The sequence below is a fragment of the Kushneria phyllosphaerae genome (assembly GCF_900312995.1).
Classification (GTDB): domain Bacteria; phylum Pseudomonadota; class Gammaproteobacteria; order Pseudomonadales; family Halomonadaceae; genus Kushneria; species Kushneria phyllosphaerae.
In genome coordinates, this window is record NZ_ONZI01000001.1 from 108,228 (window position 1) to 120,156 (window position 11,929).

Here is an 11,929-nt window from a genome sequence, read left to right on the forward strand (position 1 = left end):
ATGAGTGAAACCTTAACCAGGGCTCTGTAAGTTCCCTTTACGATCCTGCACCCACTGCGTGCATAACAAGACTGCCGAGTCAACGAGCAGAAGGATCGTGACAACAACCATAAACAAGGGACATCACCATGCCTTCGCCTCACCGCTTCACGCGTCACCCCCTGGCCGTTGCCGTTGCGCTGGCGCTGGCCCTGCCCACCAGCGCGCTGGCCGCTGACAGCTCCATCGAACAGCGACTCGCCGAGCTGGAAGCGCGCATAGCCGCCTCTGAGCGTCGAGCCAGCCAGGCCGAACAGCGCGCCGCCCAGGCCGAAGCGGCGCTGGAAAAGCAGCAGGGCTCGCCGCAGCTGGTTCAGGGCAACACGTCACAGGATGCCGGAAAAGAGGAACTTTCAGCTGGCAGCATTCCCTCTCCGGTACGTGAAGAAGGCATAGAGGACGAAGCGGAAGGACTGTCGATGAGCGTCTACGCCCGCTCGGGGCTCTTGATCGGCAGCGATCGCAAAAGCGCACCCGGCGGCCCCTATCTGACGCCGGCCGGCCGCTCGGGAGGTGCCGTGGGTCGACTGGGCAACGAGCCGGACACCTACGTCGAAACGGTCTTTGACTACAATCAGCGCTACGACAACGGTTCCAAGGCGCTGTATCGCATCATGCTGGCCGATGGCGTCACCACCAGCAACGACTGGACCGCCGATGAATCAGATCTCAACGTGCGCCAGGCCTTTGTCGAGTTCAGCGACCTGCCGAGTTTCACCGGCGCGTTTGAAAATGCCTCGATCTGGGCGGGCAAGCGCTTTGATCGCGACAACTTCGATATCCACTGGCTCGACAGCGATATTATCTTCCTCGCCGGCACCGGCGCGGGGATCTATGACATCAGCGTGACCGACAGTTGGGACACCAGTTTCTCGCTCTATGGCCGCAGTTTCAGCAACTACCCCGTTGTCACCGATGAGCAGCCCGATCTGCAGGGCGATACCGACAACCTGATTCTGACGTCCAACAACCGCTTTGGCCCCTGGCAGTGGATGGTCAGCGGTATGTCGGCCAACGACAACGACGAGCGGGACAATGACCCACGCGGCGGCATACCGGGCGACAACGTCGCCGAAGACGGTTTCCATACCATGGTGGCCTACCATGGCGACAGCTTCTTTGGCATGGGCGAAGGCACCTTCAAGACAGCCCTGATGTACGGCCACGGGTTGGGCGCTGAGGTCAAGGCGCTGGGTTCTGACGGCAATCTGAACGAAGACGCCAATACCGGTCGCTTGGCGATCTATGGCACCACCTATCTCGCCCCCAAATGGCGTATTGCCCCGGCGCTGCTGGCCCAGACCAGCCACGACCGCTACGCCGACGGCGATCGCTATGACTGGGTCACCCTCAGCGCGCGGCTGGCCAACGAGCTGACCGAGAACTTCGAGATGCAGTACGAGGCGAGCTACCAGTGGATGGATCTAGACCCCGCTGGATATGGGTATTTGACGGGCCCCGATGGCAACCAGACTCGTCAGGTATTTGAGAGCGTCAACGGCGGCTATACGCGCCTGACCATTGCGCCCACCTTCAAACCGCAGGTTGGCGATTTCTGGAACCGTCCCGAGATTCGCCTGTTCGCCACCTGGAGCGACTGGGACGATGACCTCAACAACTTCTCCAATGATGACGCACTGGGCAGCGACGGCTTTACCGGCAGCGAGTGGACCTTCGGCACCCAGATGGAGGTGTGGTTCTAAAGGAACACGAAGTTTCCAACGAAAAACGCGGGGTGCGGCCATGCCGCACCCAGCGTTTTTTTGGTCCTGATCTGCCCTGCGCCTGCTTTTTTGGCGTTACTCTCCGCGCAGCCTGCCGCCCATCTCCTGGGCGAGATCGACCGCGAAGTTGTCCGTCATGCCGCCAATGAAATCAAGCATGCGGCGATAGCTGTCATATAGCGGCCACTGGGTCTGCGGGGTGTTTTCGCCGATCAGGGCCAGCACACGTTGATGCTTGAAGCTGGACTGTCCGGTGAAATGCAGCTCATGCGCCGCGCCGATAAAGGCTTCCAGCAGGATGCCCAGCGTCGTGTAGGCACCGATCTCGAGTTTGGCCTTGCGCGCATTGCGAAAGATGCGGTCGCGGGCAATTTTCTTGGCCTCGCTCACCCCCCAGCCCAGATCCGGATGACATAAATCCAGCAGGTCATCTTCCAGACTGCCTTCAAGCAGCGCCTGCTCATGGGTGACAAAGGTCGCCGCCACTTCATTGACCGCCCGCTCCATGGCCGCACCGCGCAGCGCCGCTATCCGCCGACGCTGGGAGACGTTCTCGAACGACATGCGGGCGTAATCCTCGGGCTCGCCGCCGGCGATATGGGTCAGTACGCCGGCGACTTCTTCAAAGCGCAGGATGCCCATTTCCAGACCATCCTCGAGATCGAGCAGGGCATAGCAGATGTCATCGGCGGCCTCGACCAGCCAGGCAAAGGGATGACGACACCAGGCATGATCGCTCAAGCGCTTGAGCCCGAGCAGGCCCGCCACGCGCTCAAGCTGCCGGCTCTCCGACTGATAGGCCCCAAACTTGCCGGCCAGCCCCGCCCGCTCCACGGTCCAGGGATACTTGAGCATTGCCCCGAGCGTCGGCGCGGTCAGGCGCATGCCGCCGTTGAACTGGTTGTATTCGATCTGGGTGACCACCCGAAATCCCTGGGCGTTGCCTTCATAGGTCAGAAGATCTGCCCGCTGGGTCGGATTCAGCGCCTCCAGAAAGCCGGTGCCGTCGGCTTCGGCGCGCTTGAACCAATCGCGAATGGCGTACTCGCCGGCATGGCCAAAGGGCGGGTTGCCGATGTCATGACTCAGGCAGGCCGCCTGCACGATCACGCCCATATCCGCTGGCGTGATCCAGCCCGGCAGGCGATCGCTCAAACGCTCACTCACGATCATGCCCAGACTGCGACCCACGCAGCCGACTTCCAGCGAATGGGTCAACCGGGTGTGGATATGATCGTTTTCGGTCAGCGGATGTACCTGCGTCTTGCGCCCCAGACGGCGAAACGAGCCTGAAAAGACGATGCGATCAAAGTCCTTGTGGAAAGGACTGCGACCGATTTCACGCTCTCGTTCGGTCGTCTTGTCATCCAGACGCACGGGGGCCAGCAACTGCTCCCACTGCATTTGACTCATGTCGCCTCGTCCCCTGGGGCCCGCACGACAGGCGCCGGCCATTCACTGATGAATCCCCGGCACTTGCCGGCGTTTATTCGTTAACGTCCGCTTATTCGTTGACGTCCATATAGCGGCGCGCCCATTCACGATTTTCTTCAAGCGTTGAGTAGCGCGTGGAGAGCTCTGAGGCGTTCAGGTTGCCATCGGCAATCTGGCGCTGCTCGCGCAGGCAGTCATAGGTGGCCTTGATGGCGGCAAAATAGGCACCGTGGCCGTTGACCACCACGCGCACGCCGGCCCGCGCCAGCCGCTCACGGTCGCGCAGTTCGGGATTATCGTAGGTGACCAGCATCAGGGGAATGTTCAGGTGTTCGGCGATGCTTTCCAGATGATCAAAATCGCGAATGCCGACCATGCAGATGCCGTCAGCCCCGGCACGTTCGTAGGCCATGGCGCGCGTGGTGGCGTCTTCAGTGCTGAGCACCCCGGCATTGGTACGGGCAAAGATGGACATGGCGGGGTCAATACGGGCCTCAAGGGCCGCGCGAATCTTGCCCACACCCTCTTCCAGCGGCACCAGATCGGTGGATTTACGCCCGTACTTGGCCGGCAGCAGCGTGTCTTCGATGGTCAGGGCAGCCACGCCGGCCCGCTCGAGCTCGGTAATGGTGCGCATCACGTTGAGCGCGTTGCCGTAGCCATGGTCGGCATCGGCAATGATCGGCAGGCGCGCCACGCGACCGATACGGGTGGCCTGTTCGACAAACTCACTCAGCGTGATCAGGGCAAAGTCAGGTGCCGCAAGCACCTGCAGCGAGGCCACCGAACCGCCCAGAATGCCGACTTCAAACCCCAGGTCCGCCGCAATACGGGCCGACATGGGATCAAAGGTCGAGGCAGTGAAGTAGCAGTCCTCGCGGGCAAGCAGGTCGCGAAACTGGTAGCGCAGATCGTGCTGGGAAGGGGTAGCCATGACAACTCCTGAACATCAGAAAGCGGCGATGGGCCCTGGCGGCCCATCCTTGATGGCGATCTACTTTATACGTTTGTCCCATAACGCACCAACACGGAGCGCCCTGAAACGCGACGGAACAGGTCCGATCTAGTCGGCGCTGTCGGCCAGCGCCGGCAGAAGCACCTTGAGCTTGCGGGTCAGGGTATTGCGCCCCCAGCCCAGCAGTTCGGCGGCCTCGCCCTTGCGCCCGCCGGTGTGCTTGAGCGCCGTCTCGATCAGGATGCGCTCAAAATCCGGCACGGCTTCTTCCAGTAAATGGGTATGGCCGGCGGCCAGCGCCCGATCCGCCCATTCACGAAAGGCACTGCGCCAGTCACCGCTCCCTTCGCCGGGACTTTCGAGATCACGAAGCTCCGGTGGCAGATCATCAATGAGCACTTCACGACTGGACGCCATGACGGTCAGCCAGCGGCAGGTGTTTTCCAGCTGACGCACGTTGCCCGGCCAGGGCAGATGCGAGAGATGCTGCTCGGCGGCCTCGGTAAGCATCTTGGGCTCGGCGGAGAGCTCACGGGCCGCCTCGGCCAGAAAGTGGCGGGCCAGCCGCGGGATGTCTTCGCGCCGCTCGGAGAGTCTTGGCAGATGCACGCGAATCACGTTGAGCCGGTGAAAGAGGTCCTCGCGAAAGCGCCCCTCCTCGACCAGCTTTTCCAGATGCTGGTGGGTCGCGGCGATAATGCGCACATCCACCCGCACCGGGACATGCCCGCCGACCCGATAGAACTCGCCATCGGCCAGCACGCGCAACAGCCGCGTCTGGGTCTCGGCCGGCATGTCACCGATTTCATCGAGAAACAGCGTGCCGCCATCGGCCTGCTCGAAGCGACCGCGGCGCTGGGCCGTCGCTCCGGTAAAGGCGCCCTTTTCGTGACCGAAAAGTTCGGACTCCATCAGGTCACGCGGAATGGCCGCCATGTTCAGGGCAATGAAGGACTGATGGCCCCGCGGGCTGTGCTGGTGCAGGGCACGCGCGACCCGCTCCTTGCCGGTGCCCGACTCGCCGTTGATCATCACCGTGATGTGGGAGTGCGACAGTCGCCCGATGGCACGAAACACCTCCTGCATGGCCGGCGCTTCACCGATGATCTCGGCCTGAATGCCTTCGGGCACCCGGGCCGGTGCCTGACGCTCGCGGGCATGGGCCACAGCGCGGCGCACCAGTGACAGCGCATCGTCGACATCGAAGGGCTTGGGCAGGTATTCAAAGGCACCGCCCTGATAGGACGCCACGGCACTGTCGAGATCCGAGTGCGCCGTCATGATGATCACCGGCATGTCGGCGTGACGCTCGCGTACGCGCGCCATCAGATCCAGCCCGTCGACACCGGGCATGCGAATGTCGGTGAGCAGCACATCGGGCGGCTGTCGATTGATGGCCTCCTCGGCCTGATCGGCCCGCTCAAAGCTTGAGACTTCGATGTCGGGCTGGGCGAGCGTACGCTCGAGTACCCAGCGGATGGCGCGGTCATCATCCACGATATAGACGCGGGCCGTATCACTCATGGGTGTCTCCCTTCTCTTGTCGGTCTTGTTCGGGTTCGCTGAATCCTTCCAGCGGAATCAGAAGACGAAATTCGGTATGGCCGGGGCGGCTTTCACATTCGATCAGCCCCTGATGCTGATGCAGAATCGACTGGGCGATGGACAGCCCCAGCCCGCTGCCTTCTGCCCGCCCGGAAATCATCGGGTAAAACAGCGACTCTGCCAGTGTTTCGGGAACGCCCGGGCCGTTATCGATCACACAAACCTCGCATACCAGCCGATGACGCTCGGCCCCCAGAGTGAACTGCCGCCGCGCCCGGGTGCGCAGGATGACCGTCGGTGATTCGGTTGCGTTTTCATTGAGCGCCTGAACTGCATTGCGGGTCACGTTCAGCACGGCCTGAATGAGCTGACCGAAATCGCCCATGATCAAGGGCAGACTGGGGTCATAGTCCCGCACCAGCGCGATGGTGTCGGTCTCGGCCTGCAGCAGGGCACGCACCCGCTCGACCACCTCATGCACGTTGATGGGCTGCTGTTCGACCGGCCGATTGGGCCCCAGCATTCGATCCACCAGATCGCGCAGGCGATCGGCTTCTTCGATGATGATGTGAGTAAATTCGGTCAGACTTTCATTGGGCAGGTCACGCTCCAGAAGCTGCGCGGCGCCTCGGATGCCACCCAGCGGGTTCTTGACCTCATGGGCCAGCCCCCGGGTCAGCACCTTGACCATTTCCTGGCGCGCAATCAGTGACTCCTCGCGCGAGATGCGCATAAGACGATCGCGGGGCTCGAACTCCAGCAACAGCTCGGTTTTCGAAAGCGGCGTGGCGGTGTAATCCACCGTAATGCGCTCCCCACCCGCCATGGCCAACTGTGTTTCGCGCTGGGTATAGGGATGCTGACGGCACAGGGCGTCTGCCAGCATGGTCGCGATACGACCGTCCTCTCCTTCCAGACACTCAAGCGTTGTGCCCTGCACCCGGGAAAGGCTCAGCCCCATCAGGGCTTCTGCAGCCGGATTAAGCCAGCGAACGCTTAACTGTGCATCCAGCAACACCACGGCCGTGGTGAGATGTTCCAGCAGGCGTTGATGCATGAAGCCCCTCATAAACGTTGTTTCCCTTTGATAGTGCAAAAAGCGCGCCACATATGACGAATGTCGCACCACAAGGGGAAGGCCTTTCGTACTGTGAGCACGAAAGTGGCCCAGCGATATCCCATCGCAAACCATGGTGCACCATTGTGGTGCAAAAAGACCAGCAGGGTTATTTCTTGCGTGGCGACGCTTCGTTATCTGACACGGCCAGCACCTCAAGCGCCATGACCTTTGAGCGCTGACGAACGGTCCCTGCGCTATCAATAATTTCGGCAACCAGCGCATGACGGCCGGCCGTGAGTCCCATCGCCATCAGCACATGGCTGAAAAGAGGCGATTGATGCCGTTGGCCATCAACGCTCAGCTGTACTCGATCGCCGGTGCGCAGGCGCGGGGCGGTTTCAAGACGCAGAGGGATACCACGGCGCGCCTGCTCAAGGGTTACGGGCGCGGAACGAGGCCTGAGAAGCACGCGCTGATAGGGCGTAAAGCGCAGGGGCGCAGCGGGGAGGAGCACGGAAGCGTCAGAGGCACCGCCAGGCGACAGCACACGTGGAGCGCGTATCGCGGTCCGGGTGCCACCGGGATGATCGCTCCAGACGATGTTGCCCTGTGCATCCGTGTGGCGATAGACCGCTGCACGGGCCTGCGACGTGGCGGCGGCCAGCAGCAAACAGACCACGATCGTCCACAGCATCATGTGACAAGAGCGACCCGACACGGCAGCGGTTCCACAAAAAGGAGAGGGAACGCTCATTATTGCCGGAAGGACCCAACCACCAGACGATAAAAAGCCCCGTTAAAACGGGGCTTTTCCCTTGCAGGCCCGAACGCGGGCGCCGCACCTCAAACGCCAGGGGCGCTGGCCCTGGAGGCTATATCTTAAAGACTATAGTACAGATCGTATTCCATGGGGCTTGGCACCATGCGAACCGCGGTCACATCTTCCATCTTGAGTTCGATGTAGGCATCGAGCATCTCTTCGGTGAACACACCACCTTCAGTCAGGAAGGCATGGTCATCCTTGAGGGCCTGCAGGGCTTCTTCAAGGCTCGAAGCGACCGTGGGCACGTTGAGCGCTTCTTCAGCCGGCAGGTCGTACAGGTTCTTGTCCAGCGCCTCGCCCGGATGGATCTTGTTGCGAATACCGTCAATACCGGCCATCAGCAGCGCGGAGAAGGCCAGATACGGGTTGGCCATCGGGTCGGGGAATCGCGTCTCGACACGCTTGCCCTTGGGGCTTGCGGTGTAGGGAATACGGATCGAGGCAGAGCGGTTGCGAGCGCTGTAGGCCAGCATGACCGGCGCTTCAAAGCCCGGAACCAGACGCTTGTAGGAGTTGGTCGACGGGTTGGTGAACGCGTTCAGGGCGCGCGCGTGCTTGATCACGCCACCGATGTAATACAGCGCGGTTTCAGAGAGACCTGCGTATTCATCACCGGCGAACATGTTCTCGCCGTCCTTCCAGAAGGACTGGTGAACGTGCATGCCGGAGCCGTTATCACCGGCCATCGGCTTGGGCATGAAGGTCGCGGTCTTGCCATAGGCATGGGCCACGTTGTGGATCACATACTTCATGGTCTGAACTTCGTCGCACTTCTGCACCAGCGTGTTGAACTTCACACCGATTTCGTTCTGACCGGCATTGGCCACTTCGTGGTGATGCACTTCAACGCTCTGACCCACGGCTTCGAGCGTCGAACACATGGCGCTGCGGATGTCGTGGAAGGAGTCGACCGGCGGGACCGGGAAGTAGCCGCCCTTGACGCGCGGACGGTGACCCATGTTGCCGCCTTCGAACTTGCCATCGGTCTCCCAGGCACCCTCTTCGGAAGAGATGCGGAAAAAGGAGTGATGCATGTCATTCTTGAAGTGCACTTCATCAAAGATGAAGAACTCGGGCTCGGGACCGAAGAAGGCCGTGTCGCCCAGACCGGTGCTGCTCAAATAGGCTTCGGCGCGCTTGGCAATCGAGCGCGGATCACGCTCATAGCCCTGCATGGTGGCCGGCTCAATTATGTCGCAGCGCAGAACGATGGTGGGATCTTCGGTGAAGGGGTCGATATAGCCCGTACCGTCCTGAGGCATCAGGATCATGTCGGACTCGTTGATGCCCTTCCAGCCGCCGATGGAGGAGCCATCGAACATCTGTCCGGTTTCAAAGAACTCTTCATCGACCATGCGCGCGGGAATGGTGACGTGCTGCTCCTTGCCCTTGGTATCGGTAAAGCGCAGATCTGCCCACTTGATGTCGTTCTCTTCGATCAGGGCAAGCGTTTTCTCTGACATGTGACTCCTCCAATAAAAGGATACTGCTTGAAAACCGTTAACAGGACGCCATCACTTCGCCACCGTTGTATCACGCGCAAGCACAGTGCATGCAAGTCCCGATGTGTCCCCAAATAATGCATGCAGCGTGCCAAAATGGCGCATGACACGCCACCTCTGTTTAAAATATCTTCTAATACAGACGCTTAAAGACATCCTCGGAAGGCATGGGATCTGTTGTGGTGACGAAATTTGACAAGAGAACCCGACATCAAACGATCATGCTGCACCATTAGAGATCAAAAAACGCCTTCATTGCACCAAAATAGCGCATCAAGGGAAAAGGATCTGTCGTCATCCTGTCACCACAAATCGATTTCATTGCATTTCACAGTGCCCGCGCCACGATTCCAGCTATTCGACCGACGACTTAGCCTATACAATGCGGGGCCAAATTTATTGCACGCTGCTGACATGACCGTTGAAACAACGCACGGTCATGTTCCTACCCTAGAACAGGCGCGTGTACACAAAGGTGAAAACGCGTTATGTCCGACACGCTTACTTCCGGCAATATCGAGAAGCTGAGAAATATTGCCATCATTGCTCACGTTGACCACGGCAAGACCACGCTGGTCGACAAGCTGCTGGCTCAATCCGGCACCCTGGACCGCAAGGCGGAAAACCAGGAGCGCATCATGGACTCCAACGACCAGGAGAGGGAACGCGGTATTACCATCCTGGCCAAGAACACGGCCATTACCTGGCACGACTACCACATCAACATCGTCGACACCCCCGGGCACGCCGACTTTGGTGGTGAGGTCGAACGCGTCATGTCGATGGTGGATTCCGTACTTCTGCTGGTGGATGCCGTTGATGGCCCGATGCCGCAGACCCGCTTTGTGACCCAGAAGGCTTTTGCCCAGGGCCTCAAGCCGATCGTCGTGGTCAACAAGATCGACCGTCCGGGCGCGCGCCCTGACTGGGTCATCGATCAGATCTTTGATCTGTTCGACAACCTGGGCGCCACCGACGAGCAGCTCGACTTCCCGATCATCTACTGCTCGGCGCTCAACGGTATCGCCGGCATGGACCCGGAAGATCTGGCCGACAACATGGATCCGATGTTCCAGGCCATCGTCGATATCGTCGAGCCGCCGGCCGTTGAGCTTGATGGCCCCTTCCAGATGCAGATTTCGGCACTGGACTACAACAGCTACGTGGGCGTTATCGGTCTGGGTCGTGTCAAGCGCGGTCGCGTACGTCCCAACCAGCAGATCAGCGTCATCTCTCGTCACGGCGTCACCCGCAAGGGCAAGATCGGTCAGGTCATGACGCACCTGGGTCTTGAGCGTGTTCAGGCCGATGAAGTCAGTGCCGGCGACATCGTCTGCATTACCGGCATCGATGATCTGGCCATCTCCGATACGCTGTGCGATCCGGCCAATGTTGAAGCACTGCCGGCGCTGACCGTCGATGAGCCGACCGTCTCGATGACCTTCCAGGTCAACGATTCACCGTTCGCCGGCCGTGACGGCAAGTACGTCACCAGCCGTAACATCAAGGACCGCTTGGATCAGGAACTGATTCACAACGTGGCCCTGCGCGTTGAACAGGGTGAATCGGCCGAGAAGTTCAAGGTCTCCGGCCGTGGCGAGCTGCACCTGTCGGTGCTGATCGAATCCATGCGTCGTGAAGGCTATGAGCTGGCCGTTGGTCGTCCCGAAGTCATCATCCGCGAGATCGATGGCGTGAAGCAGGAGCCCTACGAAGAAGTCATCATCGACTGTGAAGAGCAGCATCAGGGCTCGGTCATGGAAGAACTGGGCTATCGCAAGGGCGAGCTGACCAACATGAACCCGGACGGCAAGGGCCGTGTGCGTCTGGACTTCATGATTCCGTCACGCGGTCTGATCGGTTTCCGTTCGCAGTTTCTGACCATGACCTCCGGCACCGGCATCCTGACCAGCCGCTTTGACCATTATGGTCCGCTGAAGGAAGGCGCAGGCGTCGAGCGTCGTAACGGCGTACTGGTCTCCATGGTCGATGGCAAGGCGCTGGCTTATGCCCTCTACACCCTGCAGGATCGCGGCAAGCTGATCATCGATCACGGCACCGAGGTCTATGAAGGCATGCTGATCGGGATCAATAACCGTTCCGATGATATGTCGGTCAATCCGACCAAGGGCAAGAAGCTCGATAACATGCGCGCTTCCGGCAACGATGAAAACATCGTGCTGACGCCGCCGATCCGCTTCACGCTGGAGCAGGCCATCGAGTTTCTGGACAGCGATGAGCTGGTGGAAGTCACGCCCGGCTTCATCCGCATCCGCAAGAAGCATCTCAAGGAAACCGACCGCAAGCGCAACAAGAAGTAAGACCACGCCAAAGCGGTAAGGTAGACAACAAAACGGCCTGCAGCGATGCAGGCCGTTTTTTTATGTCCTGTGCCATTGGCGTGTTCTGCCCGGATGCACCAGTCGGCAACCATAAGAGATCAAAACGCCGGAAGGCAGAGACTTCAGAGACGCAAAGGCCGCTGCGCTTTCGGGCAGCGGCCTTTTTTGCCGCTCACGATCTGGTATGAAGGTCAGGCGGCGTCGCGGCCAGCCATGGGCGAAAAGCCTGTAGACGGCTGCGTGCCTGTACGAGCGACAGCCCTGGATATATTGGCCGGTACCGGCTGCAGCCGACGCGCTTCACGATCCGAGGCCCGGCCGGAAAGCATCATCGCGCCCAGCATGAACATGACCAGCAGGGCGTAACCCATTCCGCCAATGATTAACAGTGCCATGGTCCTATCTCCTCTCAACGCGGCGTCAGTGCGACACGTTTTTACAATGGAAGCCAATTTGCACAGCCATATTCCTGATGGTGGTCGCCTGCTCTGCGGCGCTGTGCTCC

9 protein-coding genes are annotated in these 11,929 nt (G+C 60.3%); 2 read left to right on the top strand and 7 right to left on the bottom strand.

Annotation, left to right across the window (positions count from 1 at the left end; all coding sequences use genetic code 11):
• The first annotated feature begins 128 nt into the window (after positions 1–128).
• Positions 129–1,742 carry a carbohydrate porin gene (locus KSP9073_RS00490; protein ID WP_108841006.1) on the top strand — a complete coding sequence of 538 codons (1,614 nt, stop codon included), beginning with the start codon at positions 129–131 and terminating at the stop codon, positions 1,740–1,742.
• Positions 1,743–1,838: 96 nt separating this feature from the next.
• Here the strand turns inward: KSP9073_RS00490 and KSP9073_RS00495 are convergent, their stop codons facing one another.
• From KSP9073_RS00495 to glnA, 6 genes are all read right to left on the bottom strand, one after another.
• The gene (locus KSP9073_RS00495; protein WP_108841007.1) at positions 1,839–3,176 is read right to left on the bottom strand and encodes a deoxyguanosinetriphosphate triphosphohydrolase; all 1,338 of its coding nucleotides are present in this window, start codon (positions 3,174–3,176) and stop codon (positions 1,839–1,841) included.
• A 91-nt stretch (positions 3,177–3,267) separates the two neighbouring features.
• Positions 3,268–4,131 (bottom strand): isocitrate lyase/PEP mutase family protein, encoded by an 864-nt coding sequence (locus KSP9073_RS00500; RefSeq protein ID WP_108841008.1) that lies wholly within the window; start codon positions 4,129–4,131, stop codon positions 3,268–3,270.
• A gap of 129 nt (positions 4,132–4,260) precedes the next feature.
• Entirely contained in the window at positions 4,261–5,676 is a 1,416-nt protein-coding gene (gene ntrC / locus KSP9073_RS00505; protein ID WP_108841009.1) for a nitrogen regulation protein NR(I), read from the bottom strand.
• Entirely contained in the window at positions 5,669–6,754 is a 1,086-nt protein-coding gene (glnL, locus tag KSP9073_RS00510; RefSeq protein ID WP_108841964.1) for a nitrogen regulation protein NR(II), read from the bottom strand. Before glnL ends, ntrC begins: the two co-directional genes overlap by 8 nt.
• A 169-nt stretch (positions 6,755–6,923) precedes the next feature.
• Positions 6,924–7,454, bottom strand: a complete 531-nt coding sequence (locus KSP9073_RS00515) for a DUF4124 domain-containing protein (RefSeq protein WP_165814112.1) — start codon at positions 7,452–7,454, stop codon at positions 6,924–6,926.
• A 182-nt stretch (positions 7,455–7,636) separates the two neighbouring features.
• Complete coding sequence (gene glnA / locus KSP9073_RS00520) at positions 7,637–9,043, bottom strand: glutamate--ammonia ligase (protein WP_108841011.1); 1,407 nt, start codon at positions 9,041–9,043, stop codon at positions 7,637–7,639.
• Positions 9,044–9,570: 527 nt separating this feature from the next.
• Here glnA and typA point away from each other — a divergent pair.
• The gene (typA, locus tag KSP9073_RS00525) at positions 9,571–11,403 is read left to right on the top strand and encodes a translational GTPase TypA (RefSeq protein WP_108841012.1); all 1,833 of its coding nucleotides are present in this window, start codon (positions 9,571–9,573) and stop codon (positions 11,401–11,403) included.
• A 212-nt stretch (positions 11,404–11,615) separates the two neighbouring features.
• Here typA and KSP9073_RS00530 read toward each other — a convergent pair whose 3' ends face one another.
• Positions 11,616–11,819: a hypothetical protein gene (locus tag KSP9073_RS00530; RefSeq protein ID WP_108841013.1), complete on the bottom strand. Its 204-nt coding sequence runs from the start codon at positions 11,817–11,819 to the stop codon at positions 11,616–11,618.
• Positions 11,820–11,929: the final 110 nt, after the last annotated feature.

Excerpts from the sequence above, each read along its gene's own strand:
- KSP9073_RS00495 (WP_108841007.1), bottom strand. The coding sequence starts at position 3,176 with ATGAGTCAAATGCAGTGGGAGCAGTTGCTGGCCCCCGTGCGTCTGGAT.
- ntrC (WP_108841009.1), bottom strand. The coding sequence starts at position 5,676 with ATGAGTGATACGGCCCGCGTCTATATCGTGGATGATGACCGCGCCATC.
- KSP9073_RS00500 (WP_108841008.1), bottom strand. The coding sequence starts at position 4,131 with ATGGCTACCCCTTCCCAGCACGATCTGCGCTACCAGTTTCGCGACCTG.
- glnL (WP_108841964.1), bottom strand. The coding sequence starts at position 6,754 with ATGCATCAACGCCTGCTGGAACATCTCACCACGGCCGTGGTGTTGCTG.
- typA (WP_108841012.1), top strand. The coding sequence starts at position 9,571 with ATGTCCGACACGCTTACTTCCGGCAATATCGAGAAGCTGAGAAATATT.
- KSP9073_RS00515 (WP_165814112.1), bottom strand. The coding sequence starts at position 7,454 with ATGATGCTGTGGACGATCGTGGTCTGTTTGCTGCTGGCCGCCGCCACG.
- KSP9073_RS00530 (WP_108841013.1), bottom strand. The coding sequence starts at position 11,819 with ATGGCACTGTTAATCATTGGCGGAATGGGTTACGCCCTGCTGGTCATG.
- glnA (WP_108841011.1), bottom strand. The coding sequence starts at position 9,043 with ATGTCAGAGAAAACGCTTGCCCTGATCGAAGAGAACGACATCAAGTGG.
- KSP9073_RS00490 (WP_108841006.1), top strand. The coding sequence starts at position 129 with ATGCCTTCGCCTCACCGCTTCACGCGTCACCCCCTGGCCGTTGCCGTT.